At 72.5% G+C, this 17353-nt stretch carries 13 protein-coding genes and 2 pseudogenes; 9 read left to right on the top strand and 6 right to left on the bottom strand.

Annotated features, from left to right (window positions below; translation table 11 throughout):
• Positions 1–76: 76 nt before the first annotated feature.
• The 4 genes and pseudogenes from BN1555_RS41725 to BN1555_RS39270 form a co-directional block, all read left to right on the top strand.
• Positions 77–307 (top strand): annotated as a pseudogene (locus BN1555_RS41725) (type II 3-dehydroquinate dehydratase); the annotation flags it as partial.
• 45 nt (positions 308–352) lie between these two features.
• Positions 353–563, top strand: a pseudogene (locus BN1555_RS40870) (shikimate dehydrogenase); the annotation flags it as partial.
• A 61-nt stretch (positions 564–624) separates the two neighbouring features.
• Complete coding sequence (locus BN1555_RS32150) at positions 625–2625, top strand: bifunctional sugar phosphate isomerase/epimerase/4-hydroxyphenylpyruvate dioxygenase family protein (protein WP_093802676.1); 2001 nt, start codon at positions 625–627, stop codon at positions 2623–2625.
• Positions 2519–2827, top strand: a complete 309-nt coding sequence (locus BN1555_RS39270; protein ID WP_255306469.1) for a hypothetical protein — start codon at positions 2519–2521, stop codon at positions 2825–2827. Before BN1555_RS32150 ends, BN1555_RS39270 begins: the two co-directional genes overlap by 107 nt.
• Positions 2828–2854: 27 nt before the next feature.
• On the opposite strand, the gene BN1555_RS32145 is transcribed toward BN1555_RS39270, so the two are convergent.
• Positions 2855–3829, bottom strand: a complete 975-nt coding sequence (locus tag BN1555_RS32145) for a DUF4331 family protein (protein ID WP_093802675.1) — start codon at positions 3827–3829, stop codon at positions 2855–2857.
• A gap of 135 nt (positions 3830–3964) precedes the next feature.
• On the opposite strand from BN1555_RS32145, the gene BN1555_RS32140 reads away from it, so the two are divergent.
• Positions 3965–4924 carry a glycoside hydrolase family 16 protein gene (locus BN1555_RS32140; RefSeq protein ID WP_176710201.1) on the top strand — a complete coding sequence of 320 codons (960 nt, stop codon included), beginning with the start codon at positions 3965–3967 and terminating at the stop codon, positions 4922–4924.
• A 33-nt stretch (positions 4925–4957) separates the two neighbouring features.
• Here BN1555_RS32140 and BN1555_RS32135 read toward each other — a convergent pair whose 3' ends face one another.
• Positions 4958–6454 (bottom strand): UDP-N-acetylmuramoyl-L-alanyl-D-glutamate--2,6-diaminopimelate ligase, encoded by a 1497-nt coding sequence (locus BN1555_RS32135; RefSeq protein ID WP_093802674.1) that lies wholly within the window; start codon positions 6452–6454, stop codon positions 4958–4960.
• Between the two features lie 375 nt (positions 6455–6829).
• Between BN1555_RS32135 and BN1555_RS32130 the strand changes: the two genes are divergently transcribed.
• Positions 6830–7921, top strand: coding sequence for a magnesium and cobalt transport protein CorA (locus BN1555_RS32130; protein ID WP_176710200.1), 1092 nt, complete (start codon positions 6830–6832; stop codon positions 7919–7921).
• Here BN1555_RS32130 and BN1555_RS40865 read toward each other — a convergent pair.
• The 3 genes from BN1555_RS40865 to BN1555_RS32110 all read right to left on the bottom strand — a co-directional run bounded on the left by BN1555_RS40865 (position 7916) and on the right by BN1555_RS32110 (position 11990).
• Positions 7916–8674, bottom strand: a complete 759-nt coding sequence (locus BN1555_RS40865; RefSeq protein ID WP_255306290.1) for an amidohydrolase family protein — start codon at positions 8672–8674, stop codon at positions 7916–7918. The two genes, BN1555_RS32130 and BN1555_RS40865, sit on opposite strands and share 6 nt — an antisense overlap.
• Before the next feature lie 146 nt (positions 8675–8820).
• Complete coding sequence (locus tag BN1555_RS32115; RefSeq protein WP_093802673.1) at positions 8821–10368, bottom strand: MFS transporter; 1548 nt, start codon at positions 10366–10368, stop codon at positions 8821–8823.
• A 179-nt stretch (positions 10369–10547) separates the two neighbouring features.
• Positions 10548–11990 (bottom strand): MFS transporter, encoded by a 1443-nt coding sequence (locus BN1555_RS32110; RefSeq protein WP_093802672.1) that lies wholly within the window; start codon positions 11988–11990, stop codon positions 10548–10550.
• A gap of 716 nt (positions 11991–12706) precedes the next feature.
• On the opposite strand from BN1555_RS32110, the gene BN1555_RS32105 reads away from it, so the two are divergent.
• The 3 genes from BN1555_RS32105 (at position 12707) to BN1555_RS32095 (ending at position 14415) form a co-directional block, all read left to right on the top strand.
• Positions 12707–13081: a cupin domain-containing protein gene (locus BN1555_RS32105; RefSeq protein WP_218058218.1), complete on the top strand. Its 375-nt coding sequence runs from the start codon at positions 12707–12709 to the stop codon at positions 13079–13081.
• A 299-nt stretch (positions 13082–13380) separates the two neighbouring features.
• Entirely contained in the window at positions 13381–13704 is a 324-nt protein-coding gene (locus BN1555_RS32100) for a putative quinol monooxygenase (protein WP_093802670.1), read from the top strand.
• Between the two features lie 15 nt (positions 13705–13719).
• On the top strand, positions 13720–14415 hold the full coding sequence (locus BN1555_RS32095) for a type 1 glutamine amidotransferase domain-containing protein (protein ID WP_093803800.1): 696 nt from the start codon (positions 13720–13722) through the stop codon (positions 14413–14415).
• A gap of 81 nt (positions 14416–14496) precedes the next feature.
• Here BN1555_RS32095 and BN1555_RS32090 read toward each other — a convergent pair whose 3' ends face one another.
• Positions 14497–17352, bottom strand: coding sequence for an NHLP bacteriocin export ABC transporter permease/ATPase subunit (locus BN1555_RS32090; RefSeq protein WP_093802669.1), 2856 nt, complete (start codon positions 17350–17352; stop codon positions 14497–14499).
• Between the last annotated feature and the right edge of the window lies 1 nt (position 17353).

The following is a 17353-nucleotide window of genomic DNA, read 5'->3' as shown; positions in this document are numbered from 1 at the left end:
ACATGCGGTACCGACGGGGTGACGAGGGATCGGATCCGCATCACCGGCCGAAAGGCGCGGGGAACCGTCGGGCGCGGTGTGCGCTCACCCGGTGACCGTCGAGGCGGCAGCGCCTGGCCCGTGGTGCCGGCGGACCCGCGGGCCTCCGGGCGCGGCGCCGGCCGCCGCCGCGGCCGTCATCGACGCGGCCGGGTACACGCACACCTCGGCCGCCCCGCGCGACGCCCTCGCGACGGTGGACGCGCCCGTCGTCGGGGTGCGCCTCACCCGCGTCCACCGGCGCGGGCCGTACCGGCGCCGGTCCCGCGTCGCGGAGGTCGCCGACGCGATGACCTGCGGCGCCGGGGTCCACGGGCTGGCGCGCGCCACGCCCACCGGCATGGCGCGCCACCCGGGCCTCCCCGCCGCGCCCGGGGCTCCGGGTCGCCGGTGTGGTCCACCGGCCGTTCGGCACGGAACTGCTGGGCGAGGCGCGCGCCCCGGGGTGGCGCACCCTGGATGGTGGCGGCATGGCCGTCTTCCAGGCCGCACACGCCTTCCGGCTGTCCACCGGACGCGAGCCCGGCCCGGCCGGGAAGCCCGCCCCCGTGGCCGACCTCGTCGCCGCCCAGGAAGGAGCCCCTCATGCGCAAGTCCATCGCCACCGTCTCCGTCAGCGGCTGTCTGACCGAGAAGCTGGAGGCCGTCGCCCGGGCCGGGTTCGACGGCGTGGAAATCTTCGAGAACGACCTGCTCGGCTGCCCGCTGCCGCCCGAGCGGATCCGCGAGCGAGCCGAAGGACTGGGGCTGGGGATCGACCTCTACCAGCCCTTCCGCGACTTCGAAGCGGTAGCCCCCGACCGGCTCGCGGACAATCTGCGGCGGGCCGAGCACAAGTTCCGGGTGATGGAGCGGCTCGGCGCCGGCACACTGCTGGTCTGCTCGAACGCCTCCCCCGGCGCCGTCGACGACGACGCGCTCGCCGCCGAGCAGCTGCGCCTGCTCGCCGAACGGGCGGCCGGGCACGGCATCAGGATCGCGTACGAGGCACTGGCCTGGGGCCGGCACGTCGACACGTATCCGCACGCCTGGCGGATCGTACGGATGGCCGGCCATCCGAACCTGGGCACCTGTCTGGACAGCTTCCACATCCTGTCGCGCGGTTCGGACCCCGGCGGCATCGAGGCCATCCCCGGTGACAAGATCTTCTTCCTCCAGCTCGCCGACGCCCCGCTGCCCGCCATGGACGTACTCCGGTGGAGCCGCCACTACCGCTGCTTCCCCGGCCAGGGCGGTTTCGACCTCGCCGGGCTGCTCGCCCACGTCCTGCGCACCGGCTACGCGGGCCCGCTGTCACTGGAGATCTTCAACGACGGCTTCCGGCAGGCGGACACCGGGCGGACGGCCGTCGACGCGATGCGGTCCCTGATCGCGCTGGAGGAGGACGTCGCCCAGGTGCTCGGCACCGGCTCGCCCCTCCCCCGCCCCGTACAGCCCGGCGGCTTCGCCTTCGCCGAGCTGACCACCCGTGAGCACCACCGCCTCGGCGGGCTGCTCGATGCGCTGGGATTCGCCCGTACGGGACAGCACGCGACCAAGCCGGTCGAGCTGTGGGAGCAGGGCCGGGCCAGGATCCTGCTCGACCGCACCCATCCCGACAGCCCCGTCGACACCTCCCTGGTGGCCATCGGCCTGGAGTCCCCGGACCCCGCGCTCTGCGTCGCGCGCGCCGAGTCCCTGCTCTCGCCCGTACTCCCCCGCCACCACGCCCCGGGCGAGGCGCCGCTCGACGCCGTCGCGGCGCCGGACGGCACCGAACTGTTCTTCTGCGACGCCGGGCAGCCGGCCTGGCGCGAGGACTTCGATCCGGCGACGCCGCCCGCGGGCCACATCAGCCGCATCGACCACGTGGCGCTGAGCCATCCGTGGGACCAGTTCGACGAGGCGTCCCTGTTCTACCGTTCGGTCCTCGGGCTGCGGCCGCACGAGAGCGTCGAAGTGGCCGATCCGTACGGTCTGTCGCGCAGCCGCGCCGTGTCCGACGCCACCGGCACGGTCCGCCTCGTGCTCGACATCGCGCACGCCGGCACGCGGGACCTGCCGGGGCAGCACATCGCGCTGGCCGACGACGACATCGTCGCGACCGCGCGCCGGCTCCGGGCCCTGCCCGACGACGTGCTGCTGCCCGTCCCCGGCAACTACTACGACGACCTGCGGGCCCGCTTCGACCTGGGCGAGACGCGCCACCGGGAACTGCGCGAGCTCGGGCTGCTGTACGACAGGGACGACGACGGTGAGTTCCTGCACCTCTGCACCGTCACCGTCGGCCGGGTCTTCTTCGAGGTCGTGCAACGCATCGGCGGCTACCGCGGTTTCGGCCTGTCCAACGCCCCTGTGCGGCTCGCCGCCCAGCACGCCTCCGCGCCCGACACCGCTCCGGACGGCGACCGGCCCGCGCCATGGGACGGGGCGTCAACACGTCGGCCGGTGGAGCCCCGTGGCCCCGCAGCCGGCCCCGCAGCCGGTGAGCACCGAGAACATCCGCCGGGCGGGGCACATCCGCACGTCGCCGGCGCTCGCGGACCTCGGTACGCCCGCGCTCGGCCCGACCAGCCGGATCCCGGAGGCGGGGCGCGCGGGCGGTGACGTCGTCACCTCGGCCGGCGCCATCGACGTACACATGACGACCAGCGCGTTCTGTGTCCTCCACAGCGCCGCCCGGCACACCTTCGAGGCACTCTCCGGCCGCGGCCCCACCGCCGCGAAGCACCGCGCCCGCCACCACCGCGTGCTCGGCGGCACGGTCGCGGCGTACCTCGCCGAAGGAGCGCGCCACCCGGGCGCGTGACCGGCCGGGCCGGTCACGGACCGGGGCCTAGCCGGGGACCGTCGCCGGGTCCGGGTGCGGCGCGCCCAGGTAGGGGAAGTCGAGGAGCAGGTCGGTGTGCGGGCCGATGTGGTCGCCGGCGACCCTCCCGCCCGAGACCATGGCCAGCCGGGCGGAGGTGACGTCGTCGGTCAGCGTCCGGCCGTTGGGGTAGGCGGCGCGGAGGTCGCGGTCGAAGCGCAGGATGTCCGGCAGCACCGTGAGCAGGACCTCCTCGGCGGCCTGGGCGTCGTAGCCGCCGGTGTGCCGGAGCACCTCCCGCCACGCGTCGTGGTACGTGTCCCAGTCGTGGACGGGCTCTCCCTCGTTGTACGCCTCCTTCGCCTCGTCCGCGTTGAAGTACGCCGTCAGGGAGGGGTGGGCGCCGCGGTCGACGGACTTGAGCCGGTCGTCCTGCCACAGGCTCACCCGTGCCCACACCCCGATGAGGGGGTCGGGGCACAGCTCGTCGCTCGGGACCTCCAGCACGATGGAGAGGACGTTCTTGTCGGCCCCCCAGTCCACCCCGGTCCACTGGAAGTCCTTGAGGATGCCGTCGAGGTCGGCGAAGAACGGATCGCTGCGCAGACCGGCGAAGAACAGGTAGGGCCCGGCCTCGGCCACGCGGGGCTCGGCCCCGGAGGAGACCGGCACGTCGGTGAAGATCTGCTGCCCGCCGGGTTCGGGGATGCGGGCCAGCGCCCCCGTCGCCCAGTACACGGTCGCGGTCTGCTGCCCGTCGCGGGGCGGGGAGAAGACGAAGCTGAACGCCGCATCGGCCAGGTCGTCGCCGTCCACGTCGACATTGACGCGGTAGACCGCGTCCGGATGGAACGCCGCGCCCGCGGCCGGTGCCAGCGGGTGCACGTTCATGACCAGGACGGTGCGCTCACCCGGCACCGTGAACACGAACAGGTCCGTCAGGTCCAGTCGCGCATCGTCCATGGGCGACCGCAGGTCCGGCCCGCTGAGGTGATGAGACATGTCTCCCAGCCTCCGCCCCCGGCCCCTCCGGCGCACGGTGGCGCCCGCCATACGTGCGCGCGGTGTACGGCGGGGCGCCGCCCCCGTACGGTATGGGGCGCACCGTCCAGAACACACGTCTGGAGGACCGGGCCCATGACCGTACCCACGCACCGGCGGCCACGGCGCCGCCTCCTGCCCGCCGCACTGGCACTGGCCTCGGTGTCCTTCCTGCTCGCCTGGCTGATGCCCGCGTCGGACGCGGTCACGTCCTCGCAGGACGCCTGCCGCACCGTCGGCGACAGCATGCCGCGCGGTGACTGCGGGCCGTTCCGGCAGGTCTTCGCCGAGAACTTCAACGGGGACACGGTGCCGCTCGGATCGTTCAGCGACTGCGACCACCACGCGGACACGAAGGACGCGTACTGCGCCGGCCTGGAGGGCACCTACCGGGACGAGTGGTGGGCGTATCCGAGCGGCTGGCAGGACACCGCGACGTCCGGCGCCGACGGGAACTCCGTCCGGTCCGTCGGCGGTGCCTACCACCCGGAGGACACCGTCAGCGTCGGCCCCGCCGACGACGGCGACGGCCGGATGAGCATCCGGATGTGGCGGCCCGAGGACGGCGGGCCCGTCCATGCCGCCGCGGTCGTCCCGAAGAAGCTGATGGAGCAGACGTACGGGAAGTTCAGCGAGCGGTTCCGGGTGGTGAAGGACGCGCCCGGCTACAAGTCGGCGCACCTCTGGTACGGGGACGGGTGCGAGATCGACTATCCGGAGCAGAACTGGACCGACACGATCACGGCGTTCACCCACCCGTGCGACGGCGGGCGGCAGGACATGTTCACCACCGGAGCCCGCTGGACGGACTGGCACACGACGTCCGTCGAGTGGACGCCGGACGAGATCCGCTACTACCTGGACGGCGTGCTCGTCGGGTCGAGCACGCGGGGCGTACCGTCCGGGCCGCTGTCCTGGATCCTGCAGAACGAGAGCGCGCTGTACGGACCGCCCGCCGCGCCCGGCTCGTCGGCGCAGCTCGACATCACCTGGGTCGCCGGTTACACGTACGAGGGCGAGGGCGCCGCGTACGAGGACGAGCGGGAGGGCCACTGAGCCCGCGGGCGGTGCCGCGCCGCCCGCGTCCGGCTACGCCCCGGTGAGCTCGCGCACCGTGGCCATGTCGCTGAACGGAATCAGCCGCTCTCCGACGATCTGATAGGGCTCGCTGCCCTTCCCCGCGATCAGCACGATGTCGTCCTGCCCGGTGACGGACAGCGCGTGGGCGATGGCGCTGCGGCGGTCGGCGTACCGTTCGAACGGTGTGCCGGTCGCCAGGAGACCGGGGGTGATCTGGTCCAGGATGTCCTCGGGATTCTCGTTCCTGGGGTTGTCCGAGGTCAGGACGCACAGGTCGGAGTGGGTTCCGGCGATCTCGCCCATCTCGGCGCGCTTGGTGGTGTCGCGGTCCCCGCCACAGCCGAAGACGGTGACGACCCGGCCCTTGGCGAAGTCGCGGATGGTGGTCAGGACCTTCTCCAGCGAGTCCGGGGAGTGCGCGTAGTCCACGATCACGGACGTGCCGCCCGGTGTCTCGAAGCGTTCGAAGCGGCCGGGGGCCGTCGGCATCCGGTCCAGCGCGGCGACCAGACCCGCCAGATCGTGCCCCAGCACATGGCAGGCCGCGACGGTGGCCAGCGCGTTGGCGACCGAGAACCGGCCGGGGACGGGGATCGCCGCCGGGTACGCGCGGCCGTCGTGATGGAGGGTGAACCGCGTGCCGTGACCGTCCGTGGTGAGGCCGGTCGCCCGGTAGTCGGCCTCCGCGTCGAGGGCGTACGTCGTCACCGCACCCGGCATCATCGCCACGATCCCGGCGCCCACCGCGTCGTCGACGTTGACGACCGCGCGCCGGCACAGCCCCTGGAAGAGGCGCAGTTTGGCATCCCGGTAGTTCTCCATGGTGCCGTGGTCGTCCAGGTGGTCCTGGGTGAGGTTGGTGAAGATCCCCACGTCGATGAACGAGTCGTCCACCCGGTGCGTCAGCAGCCCCATCGAGGTCGCCTCCAGGACCACGGTGGTCACCCGGCGGTCCCGCATGCGCCCCAGCAGGTACTGGAAGTCGGGCGACTCCGGCGTGGTCAGCACCGACCTCGGCATGGGAATCACCTCGTCCCCGATCCGGCTGCCGCCCGTCCCGATGACCCCCACTTCGGCGCCCTCGGCGATCCGCAGCAGGGACTCGACCATGTACGAGACAGAGGTCTTCCCGTTGGTGCCGGTGACGGCCACCATGTCCATGTCCCGCCCGGGCTCGCTGTAGTAGCGGGAGGCGAGGGCGGCGGCGGCCTTCCTGACGTCCGGCACGCGTACGACGCAGGCCCCCGCGGCGGCAGCGGCCGCGGCAGCGGCCACCGATGCGTCGGAGCCCTGGTCCGTACCGTCGACGAGCACCGCCACCGCGCCGCGCGCGAGTGCGGGACCGACCGCCTCGGGGCCGCCGCCGTCGTGCCCGGGCACGGCGACGAACAGGGTGCCCGGCGTGGCCCGGTGGGCGTCGAAACAGGTGCCCGCGGTGATCGCCGTCTCCGGATCCCCTTCGAGGACCTCGTGGTCATGGCCGGCCAGCAACTCGCTCAACTTCACAGGGGTCCTCTCGGGGGGTACGGCGGCCGGCCCGCGCAGGGGTGGACAGCAGCGGGCCGCAAGAAAGGGAAAAAGAGAAAGAGGGGTACGGAAAAAAGGGGGAGGGCTGCGCGCACCGCGGGAAGCAGTGGTGGAAAAGGCCGGATCAGGAACCGGCGGGCAGCGCCCGGGATCCGCCGGGGAGGGGAATCGCTAGCCGTGGCCGTGCAGGGCCCGGCACAGGGCGTGAGGGGCCCTGCTCAGGCACTCCTCGACTCCACAGGTGCGATCCATGTTCAGGAGTGTACGGCCCCGGGACCGGCCCGCAGCACCCCCTGTGGAGGGGGCCCGGGTCCCGGTGGCACACTGGCCGCCGATTCGCCGAAGGAGCACCCCATGCCGTTGATCCGCACTCTCAGCCGGGCGGTTCGCCGTGCCTACCGCCCGGGCGTGGACCTGAGCCACCCCACCCGGTCCCCGCTCGGCAGTGCGGTCGTCAACTGCGTGGTCTACGAGGACGGCGCGCGCCGGCCCGGCGACGACTGTCCGGCCGAGGAGGCCCTGCGACGGGTCCGCAAGGCCGGCCAGGGGTTCGTCTGGATCGGGCTGCACGAGCCGTCCGAGGAGGAGTTCGCCGGTCTCGCCGCGCTGTTCGGGCTCCATCCGCTGGCCGTCGAGGACGCCGTACAGGCGCATCAGCGGCCGAAGGTCGAACGGTACGACGACGTGCTGTTCGCCGTCTTCAAGACCGTCCACTACGTCGAGCACACCGAACTCACCGCCACCAGCGAGATCGTGGACACCGGCGACCTCATGGTGTTCACGGGCCCCGACTTCGTCATCACCGTCCGGCACGGCGGCCGCGGCTCGCTGGGCCCGCTCCGGGAGGTACTGGAGTCGGCGCCCGAGCGGCTGGCCATGGGCCCCGCCGCCGTGCTGCACGCGGTGGCCGACCACGTGGTGGACGACTACCTCGCGGTGGCCGAGGCCGTGCAGCACGACGTCGACGCGGTCGAGACCGCGGTGTTCAACGAGCCGGCGGGGCGCGGCGACGCGGGCCGGATCTACCAGCTCAAGCGTGAGCTCCTGGAGCTGAAGCGGGCCGTGGCGCCGCTGGCCCGCCCGCTGCACCTGCTGGCCACCGAGCCCATGCCGGCCGTGGGCCCGGAGATCCGGGCGTACTTCCGGGACGTCGCCGGCCACCTGTCCCGGACCGCCGAGCAGATCGCCGCCTTCGAGGGCCTGCTCGACTCGATCCTCCAGGCCCACCTGGCGCAGGTGACGATCGTCCAGAACGAGGACATGCGCAGGATCACCTCGTGGGCGGCGATCATCGCCGTACCGACCATGGTCTGCGGTGTCTACGGCATGAACTTCGACCACATGCCCGAACTGCGCTGGGTGTACGGCTACCCGCTCGCCCTCGCCGTCATGGCCGCCGCCTGCTTCACGATCCACCGGGCGTTCCGCCGCAACGGCTGGCTATGACGCCGTGACCACCACTTCGCCGCCCACGACGACGGTCTCGGCGACCGTGCCGGGGATGTCATCGGGTGCGACGGCCAGGATGTCGCGGGAGAGGACGACGAAGTCGGCGAGCTTGCCCACGGTCAGTGAACCCCGTTCGTCCTCGAGGAAGTTGGCGTACGCCGAACCCATGGTGTAGCCGTGCACGGCGGTTTCCACGTCGACCGTCTCACCGGGCATCCAGGGCTCGCCGCCGCCGAGGGGGCGCCGGGTCACGGCGGTGCAGATGCCCGCCATCGGGTCCATCTCGGCGACGTTCCAGTCGCTGGAGAAGGCGAGTACCGCGCCGGCCTCGTAGGGCCTCGGCGTCGTAGGGCCTCGGCGCAGCAGCATGTCGGCGAGGAAGACGCCGCCCCACGGGGCGAAGACGATGATCAGGAGGGAGAGGAAGGACAGCAGCGACTCGGTGAAGTCGGCGAAGAAGAGGGCCCGGAGCGAACCGGAGGCGGTGACGGCGGCGCTGATGAGGATGGTCCGCGACCGGCTCCAGGGGATGCCGAGCACCTGGAGGTTCAGGCTCGACGAGTAGAGCGTGATGATCGAGTTGGTGACGGAGCCGAGGAGCACCAGGGCCAGGAAGACCGGCTGGAACCAGCCGGGCAGCAGCTCCTCCGCGCCCGCCACCGCGTCGGTCATGTCGGTCCGGGTGGCGGCGGTGACGAGTGCGGTGAGCAGGGCGCGGCGCGGGCGGCTGCTGCGCGGGCGGGACGCCATGGGAATGGTCCTTCCGTACCGGATGTCTGTCGTGCTTCCGGTACGGAATGTATGGATCACGCCTCGTGGTCGGCGTCCCGCCAGTGAGCCACCCTTGCGCGTAGCTCCGGAGTACTACGGGCAGGGGCCGGGGCCGCCCGGCCGGCTCAGTGCGCGTTCTCGGTCGGGCGGAGGTCCTTGGGGATCTTCGCCCAGGCCAGGGCCGCCGCCGCGAGCGGCAGTGCCGCCGCGAGCAGGAAGGTCGGGGTCATGCCCGCGGTGAAGGCCTCGGAGACCTTTTCGAGCAGTGCGGTCCCGGCCGGGCCGCCGGTCTGCGCGGCCAGGTGCGCGGCCTCGCCCACGGAGTCGCGTACGGCCGCCGTCGCCGCGCCGTCCAGGCCGAGCGCCGGCAGGTGCGCCCGGTACAGGGCGGACGCCACGCTGCCGAGGATGGCGACACCCATCGCCGCGCCGAGTTCGTAGCAGGTCTCCTCGATGGCGGCGGCGCCGCTGACGTCGCGCGCCGGGGCGGAGGCCATCAGGGTCACCGAGGCGACCGTGGTGGCGATGCCGACGCCGCAGCCGAGCACGCCCAGCGCGAAGGCGACGGACGGGTAGCCGAGGGTGCCGGTCCGCTGGAAGGCCCAGGGCAGCGCGAGGCCGACCGTCATCATCAGCAGTCCGCCACCGAGGATGTGACGGATCGGAAGGCGGTGCATCAGGGCGGGCGTCACCAGTGAGGTGACGACCAGTCCGAGCGGCGCGGGGAGCAGCCGGATGCCGGCCTGGAGCGGGGTGTAGCCCTCGCCGTACTGGAACCACTGGGTGATCAGGAACAGCGCCGAACCGAGCGCGATCATCCCGAGGAAGATCGCGGCGGCGGCGATGCTGAACGACCGGCTCGCGAAGAGCCGCACCTGCAGCAGCGGCTGCGGAAGCCTCAGCTGGCGGCGTACGAACACGGTCAGCGCGACCCCGGCCACGGCCAGCAGCGTCCAGGCGAGTGGGTCGGCGGGGCCGCCCTTGCCGAGCTGCTTGATGCCGCCCGCGAGGGCGAGCATGCCGATGACCGACTGACCGACGCCCCACCAGTCCCAGCGGCCCTCGCGCGGCTGACGCGACTCGGGCAGCAGCCACAGGCCGAACGCGATGACGGCCAGCGCGACCGGCACGTTGAGCAGGAACGCGGACTGCCAGCCGTTCTTTTCGACGAGCAGACCGCCCACGACCGGGCCGAGTGCCATGCCGCCGCCGAAGACCGCGGCCCAGACGGCGTACGCGAAGGCGCGCTCGCGGGCGTCGGTGAAGACGTGCCGCAGGATCGAAAGGGTCGACGGCATGATGGCCGCGCCGCCGACCCCGAGCAGCGCGCGGGCCGCGATGACCTGCCACGGCTCGGTGGCGAACACGGCGATCAGCGAGGCGAGCGCGAAGACCCCGAAGCCGATGAGCAGCAGGCGCTTGCGCCCCCAGCGGTCACCGAGCGCGCCCGCGGTGACCAGCACACCGGAGAGCGCCAGCGCGTACACGTCGATGATCCACAGTTGCTGCACGGAGCCGGGCTGGAGGTCGGCGACGAGGGAGGGGAAGGCGACGTTGAGGATCGTGGTGTCCATCGCGATCAGCAGCAGGCTGCCGGAAAGGATCGTGAGGACGGCCCAGCGCCGGGGGTCGAGCTGGGCCCGGGGGTCTGGCCGGACGGGGGCGGGGTGCATTGCGGTCCTGTTCGGGTCGTGCCGGAAGGCGCATGGTGACACCGTCCGGTCTCGCTTGAGACATTAGTGTCTCAAACAAGACTGCAATGCGCACATTCATTCCCGAAGACCCCGCCGAGCCGCCCACGCCCCCGGCCCCCCTCGGCCCCTCGGGCCTCGGATCTCAGCCATGCGTCACGTCACGGCGAGATCTCCTCCAGCGGGCGGTTGGCCGTCTCCTCCGCGAACAGCGCCACGACCAGGCCGCCCACCAGCGCGACACAGCCCAGCAGGACGAAGGCGCTGAAGATGTCCGCGCCTCCCGCGTACACCGCGCCGACCACGACCGGGCCGAGGATGACGCCGAGGCGGTTGACGGCGCCGCCGGCCGCACAGCCCATGGCCCGCATCCGCGTCGGGTACAGCTCGGGCGTGTAGAGGTAGAGGCTGATGCAGGCGGCGTTGAAGAACGTCGCCGCCAGCGTGGTCCACAGCAGCAGCTGGGGCGCGCTGTCGCCGCCCAGTACCGCCAGGGTGATCAGCAGCGGCGCGGTGAGACCGAGCGCCAGCGCGATGAGCCTGCGCCGCCCGAGCACGTCGATCGTGAACGCGGCGACGGCGCATCCGACGAGGCCCGCGACCGAGGTGACGGTGGAGTAGCGCAGCGCTTCGCCGATGGTCAGGCCGTACTCGCTCCTGTAGATCGTCGGCAGCCAGGACGTGATGCCGTACTGCACGAAGTACGCGCAGAACCAGACGGTCCAGATGACCTGGGTACGCCGCAGATAGCGGCCGGTGAAGAGACCGGTGAAGCCGGACGCGGCCAGTTCCTTCGGGGTGGCGAGGGAGCCGTTCGCCGCGACCGCGCCCACGGCGTCGCCGGCCTCCGGGGCGGCCGGGACCGCCGGGGCCGCCGGAACGGGAGGCAGCGGGCGGCCCGTGGCCCGCTCCACCTTCGCCTCGATGTCCGCCATCACCACCGCGGCCTCCTCCAGCCGGCCGCTCTCGGCGAGCCAGCGCGGCGACTCGGGGACGGTCCGCCGGATCAGGAACGCGAGCAGGCCGGGCACGGCGGCGATGACGTACATCCAGCGCCAGCCCGCGGCCGGTACGACCCAGGCGGCGACGAGGGCGCCCACCGTCAGGCCGGCCGGGAACACCAGCTCGTACAGCAGGACGAAGCGTCCGCGGTGGAAGCTCCGGGTGATCTCCGCGATGAAGGCGGCCGCGACCGGCACCTCGCCGCCGATGGCCAGGCCCTGGACGAAACGCACCAGCAGGAAGGGTTCGAGGGCGGTGCACGCGGCCAGCGCGAGGCTGGCGACACTGGTGACCCCGATGCACACGGCGATCACCTTGACCCGGCCGAACCGGTCGGCCATCCGGCCGGAGAAGAGGGCGCCGATCAGCATGCCGATCGAGCCGACGGTGAGGACGAGGGTGCCCTGGCTCCTGGTCAGGCCCCATTCCCGGGACAGCTCGGGAAGTGTGTACGCGATGAGCAGCTGGTCGAAGGCTTCGAAGAAGGTGACCATGCCGATCGCGACCCGGACCAGCACATGCCAGCGGGACAGCGGTAGGCGCTCGAAGCGCGCTGCGATATCGGCGCGGACCGCGAGGCCCGGCGATGCGTCGATGCTCATCCAGAATTCCTCCTGCTCCGGCGAAGGGCGGAGCGGTGGTGCGGTGGGGCACACGACGGACGGGCCGTGGCCGCGAGAGTACGCCCACGTTTCGCGCATACCGGCACGGTCGTGGGCGCGGGGGCGGGGAGGTGCGGATCGGCCGACCGGAGAGGTCGAGCTTTAAGGGGTTAGCTTCTTAGCGCTGAAGTATTACCGCGTCCGCCCCGGCGCTCAAGGGTTCGGAGGGCCGGAATTCAACTTTCCACAACCCCTTGCGCGGAGGTACTTAAGGGCTTAGCTTTTCACCGGCAAGCCAGACGCCACGCCGGTCCGAGGCCCCGCGGAAGGGGTGTGTGCGCCTACCGCGGCAGGCGCCGCCCGCGGACGGGGCGAGCGCTCCGGCTTCCCCGGGAGCACACCCAGGCGCGGGCACCCGGAGGCCCGCGGTCACGGGCGCACCGGGCCCGCCCGCGGGCCCGCTCCGTGGGCCGGCGTGTGATCCGTGCGCGATGCCGGCACCTCGCCGCCGCCCTGTTCCGCCCGGGCTCCGACGGCTCGCCCCGGCGGGACCGGCGGAGGGGCGACGCAACAGCCGCGACGCCGTCCGTCGGACGCCTCCGCGACCTCGGCAGCGCGTCCGCCGGGGACGGACCGGTGATCCGCGGGGGGTACGGCTGCGCGCGTATCGTTGAATCAGGGTGTCCGCGAAGTCCTCCCGGAGGGCGGTGCGCGCAGTGGTCGAGCATCGGATAGTGGGTCCCGAGAACGGCGAGCCCTACCAGCCGGAGCGGGCGTGCGGGGACCGGTTCCTGATCGACAGCCGTGAGTGGGGCGGCCGTTTCGCGCTGGTCGAGCATCGCCTGCCCCCGAAGGTGCTCGCGGCCCCGGTGCACAAGCACACCCTCGAGGACGAGTTCAGTTTCGTCATCGAAGGGTCGGTCGGGGCGAGGTTCGGTGACGAGGAAGTCGTGGCCGGACCCGGCGATCTCGTGTTCAAGCCGCGGGGCGAGTGGCACACGTTCCGGAACGCCGGACAGGCGCCGGCCCGGCTGCTGGAGATCATCTCTCCGGGGGCCTGGAGGAGCTGTTCCGACGGCTCGATCAGCTGACCGGGGAGCCGAGCCCCGAGGAGCTCCGGGAGGAGGCGGGGTCGTACGGCTGCTCGGTGGACATGGAGGCGACCATGGCACTCGTCGCGAAGCACGAGCTGGTCCTCTGACGCCCGCCCCCGGGCCCGGCGCCCGCACGTCGGGTCCACCGGCTCGCGGTCAGGGCGGCACGGACCGCCTCGACGGCCGGTCCCTCGCCCGCCCCGGAAGGGCCGGCCGGAGACCTCCGCACGGACACCGCGCAACCGACTGGCCGGCCGGCTGGCGCAGCGTGAAGCGGTGCGGCATAGAATGACCGAATGATCTTCATTGTTGTCAAGTTTCCCGTGAAGCCCGAGTACGCCGAGGCGTGGCCGCAGCACGTGGAGGCCTTCACCAGAGCCACCAGGGACGAGCCGGGCAACCTGTGGTTCGAATGGTCGCGCAGCGTCGAAGACCCGACCACGTACGTGCTGGTCGAGGCATTCCGGGACGACGCCGCCGCGGCCCACGTCAACTCCGACCACTTCAAGGCCGCGTTGGAGACGATGCGCCCCCTGGTGCGTCGTACGCCCGACATCGTGAGCACGACCGTCGAAGGTGCGGACGGGTGGAGCGCGATGGGTGAACTCGAGATCGACTAGCAGTTGGAGAGCAACGTGTCGAAAATCCTCTTCGTCGTCACCAGCGCCGACCACTGGACCCTGGCCGACGGTACCCACCACCCCACCGGCTTCTGGGCCGAGGAGGTCGTCGCCCCCTACGAGGCGTTCACCGGCGCGGGCCACGACGTCGTGGTCGCCACCCCGGGCGGCGTCGTGCCCACCGTGGACCGGGCCAGCCTCGACCCGGCGGTCAACGGCGGCCACGAGGGCGCCGACCGGGTGGTGCGGGCCCTCGCGTCCTTCACCGCGCTGCAGCAGCCGCTGAAGCTGGAGGAAGTGGATCCGGCCGACTACGACGCCGTCTTCTACCCCGGCGGCCACGGCCCGATGGAGGACCTGGCGGTCAGCGCCGAATCCGGCCGGGTACTGCGGGACGCGCTCGCCTCGGGCAAGCCGCTCGGGGTGGTGTGCCACGCCCCGGCCGCGCTGCTGGCCACGGAGGGCGCCGACGGCGGCTCGCCGTTCGCGGGCTACCGGCTGACCGGGTTCACCAACGCCGAGGAGACCCAGGCGGGCCTCGCGGACAAGGCGCAGTGGCTGCTCCAGGACCGTCTCGTGGAGCTCGGCGCCGACTTCCAGGAGGGCGAGCCCTGGGCGCCGCACACGGTCGTCGACCGCAACCTGTACACCGGTCAGAACCCGGCGTCGGCCGGTCCGCTGGCGGAGGAGATGCTCAAGGCGCTGCGCTGAGAGGCACTGCGCTGAGAGGCACTGCGCTGAAGGCAGTGCGGCCGGACCAGTACGCCGGGAGGCACTGCGGCCGGGCCCCGGTCACGTCAGCTGGCGCCGCACCAGTTCGCGCAGCCGGCCGCCGGCGTCGGCCAGCAGTCGGGCGGGTGTCCCCTGTTCGACGATCCTGCCGTCCGCCATGACGATCACGCGGTCGGCGTCCATGACCGTGGACAGCCGGTGGGCGATCACGAGGCGGCCGGCGTTCAGCCTGCGCGTGCTCTCCATGACGATGCGCTGGGTCTCGTTGTCCAGCGCGCTGGTGGCCTCGTCGAAGAAGAGGACGCGCGGGCGGCGCACCAGTGCCTGAGCGATCATCAGGCGCTGCCGCTGCCCGCCCGAGATCGCGCCGCCGCCGGAGATCATGGTGTGCAGCCCCATCGGCATGCGCCTGATGTCCTCGGCCAGACCCGCCATCTCGGCGGCCTCCCACACCTCCTCCTGGGAGAAGGCCTCGGCGCCGCAGATGCAGTCGAGGATCGAGCCGGTGAGCGGCTGCGCGTTCTGCAGGACGACGCCGCACTGGCGGCGCACGGCCGCCTGGTCGAGCGCCGCCAGGTCCTGGCCGTCGTAGAGCACGCTGCCCGAGGCCGGCTCGTCGAATCCGATGAGCAGCCGCAGCAGGGTCGACTTGCCGCAGCCGCTGGGACCGACGACCGCCACGAACTCGCCCGGCCGCACTTCGAACGACACGTCGTCGAGTGCCAGCGGGCCGTCGTCGGTGTAGCGGAACGAAAGCTTCCTGGCCTCGACGGAGCCGGACAGGGTGCCGGGCTGCGTGCCGGCGCCGCGTACCTCCGGCGCCTCGTCCAGGACCGGCTTGATCTGCTCGAACATGGGCAGTGCGGCGGCGACCGAGATGAGCGCGCCGCTGAGCTGGGTGACCGACGTCAGCAGCATGGTCACGGCCGTGCTGAAGGTCAGGAACGCTCCGGCCGACATGCTGCCGCGGGCGGGCCCCGCCAGCAACATGAACATGATGAGGGAGCACAGCGGCAGGTAGATCGCGTCGAGGACCGTGGTCAGGTTCTTGATGCGGCCCGCGCGCTGCTGCATTTCGCGGGTGCGGGCGAACTCGCGCGCCCAGGCGGCGTACGCGAAGTTCTCGGCCGCCGCGACCCGCAGTTTGGGCAGTCCCCGCAGAGTCTGGAACGCCTGGTTGTTGAGCTTGTTTCCGAGCTCGACCAGCCGCCGCTGCCAGCGCACCTGCCACAGCCCCATGCCGAGGAACACGGCGCCGATGACGACGAGCATCGCGATCGCCGCCAGGGCCAGCGGCACGCTGAACCAGAACAGCAGAGCGATGTTCATCGCGCCGACCGTGCTCGCCTGCACGGCCACCGGGCCGAGCCCGGACAGCACCCTGCGGATGGAGCTGATGCCCATGGCCGCACTGGCCAGTTCTCCGGTGGACCGGGCGGCGAAGAACCTCGTCGGCAGCCGCAGCAGCCGGTCCCAGACCGCGGGCTGGAGGGTGGCCTCGATGCGGCCCTCCATCCGGAGGAGGGTGAGGTTCTGGAGCAGCATGAAGGACGCGCTGACGATGCTGGTGATCATGACGGCCAGGGAGACCTGAACGATGAGGCCGCTCTCGGCGTTCGGTACGTACACGCCGAGCACCTGCCCGGTCGCGATCGGCACCAGACCGCCGAGGCCGACCGTCACCAGCCCGCTGAGAATCAGGTTCCGCAGGTCCGGGCGGGTGTCGCGGAGGCTGAAGCAGAGCAGGCGCCACAGGGACATGGGCCGCTCGGGCAGCGGGCGGTAGAACATGACCGCGCGCGGCTCGAAGTCGTCCGCGTTGTCCTTGCCGATACGCGTCCGCACGCCCGAGGCCGGGTTCACCGCCTCGTACCGGCCGCGGCGCCACAGCAGCGCGACGGGGCCACCGGACCTGGCCCGGTGGCCCACCAGCGGGCCGGAGTCCGTCCGCCACCAGATCCCGTCCAGCCGGACGGCGCGGGTACGGACGCGGGAGGCCAGCGCGATGCGCTCGACGGGGGTCACGCGGTCGTCGGCCGCGCCGCCCTTCGGGGGCTCCGAGAGCGTGATCCCGGCGGCGTCGGCGACCCGGCGGCAGACGGCGAACGTCGCGTCGTCGGCGGCGCGGTCCGCGCCCGTCGTACCCCGGCCGGAGCGGTCGGAGCGGTCGGGGCTGCCGATGGAGGCCACCAGCGCCTGGTCCGCCCGCGCGCGGACGGCCGCGCCCGCCTTGATGCCGGCCGCGGTGCGGTCCTCGTGGGTGCGCTCCAGCTCCTCGATCCAGTGGTCCACGGCGGTCAGCAGGCGGTACTGCTGGTTCACCATCTGCTGCCACATCGCGGTGTCGATCAGCAGGTCGCCCGCGGCCTCCGCGCTGTAGGAGGCGCCGTACTGCACGCTGCCGGGCGCGGCCGGCATCCACAGGACGTCGGCGTCCGCGACGCCCGCCTCGACGCCCGGGCGGCCGTCCAGCGGGGCCTCGAACAGCATGCCCAGGCTGCGTCCGATGCCGAGCGCGAAGGCGTGGTCGAGCGGGCTTTCGTAGGCCGCGTGGGCGTGAGGGCCGGCGTAGCCGTCGGCGTACTCGGGCCGGTACAGCTCCCGCAGCGGGATGCGGCGCAGCAGGCAGTCCTGCGACGGCCTGCCGAGCAGGGTGTGCTGGGGGCCTTCGACCGGGCCGAGCAGCAGCGCCCCCGCTTCGAGGCGGCCGAGGAAGTGCCAGTGCCCCTGCTGGACGGCGTCGACCGCGAACAGGTCCAGGGCGCCGCCCACCACGAGCCACACCACCTGCGGCCCCTCCAGCGACAGACTGCGCAGGCCGGTGCAGTCGACGGGCGCACCGAGGCCGCCGAGCGCGTAGGTCACCGCGTCGGTCTCGGCGAAGCCCTCGACGGCGGCCGGGTGTACGAACGACATG

Source organism: Streptomyces sp. Wb2n-11 (genome assembly GCF_001049855.1).
Classification (GTDB): Bacteria; Actinomycetota; Actinomycetes; order Streptomycetales; family Streptomycetaceae; genus Streptomyces; species Streptomyces altiplanensis.
The sequence above is the reverse complement of the archived record's forward strand: the minus strand, read 5'-3'. Positions and strand labels throughout refer to the sequence as shown.

Coding starts and splice junctions, on each gene's coding strand:
- BN1555_RS32150 (WP_093802676.1), top strand. CDS start 625: ATGCGCAAGTCCATCGCCACCGTCTCCGTCAGCGGCTGTCTGACCGAG.
- BN1555_RS32145 (WP_093802675.1), bottom strand. CDS start 3,829: ATGTCTCATCACCTCAGCGGGCCGGACCTGCGGTCGCCCATGGACGAT.
- BN1555_RS32140 (WP_176710201.1), top strand. CDS start 3,965: ATGACCGTACCCACGCACCGGCGGCCACGGCGCCGCCTCCTGCCCGCC.
- BN1555_RS32130 (WP_176710200.1), top strand. CDS start 6,830: ATGCCGTTGATCCGCACTCTCAGCCGGGCGGTTCGCCGTGCCTACCGC.
- BN1555_RS40865 (WP_255306290.1), bottom strand. CDS start 8,674: ATGGCGTCCCGCCCGCGCAGCAGCCGCCCGCGCCGCGCCCTGCTCACC.
- BN1555_RS32115 (WP_093802673.1), bottom strand. CDS start 10,368: ATGCACCCCGCCCCCGTCCGGCCAGACCCCCGGGCCCAGCTCGACCCC.
- BN1555_RS32110 (WP_093802672.1), bottom strand. CDS start 11,990: ATGAGCATCGACGCATCGCCGGGCCTCGCGGTCCGCGCCGATATCGCA.
- BN1555_RS32100 (WP_093802670.1), top strand. CDS start 13,381: ATGATCTTCATTGTTGTCAAGTTTCCCGTGAAGCCCGAGTACGCCGAG.
- BN1555_RS32090 (WP_093802669.1), bottom strand. CDS start 17,352: ATGTCGTTCGTACACCCGGCCGCCGTCGAGGGCTTCGCCGAGACCGAC.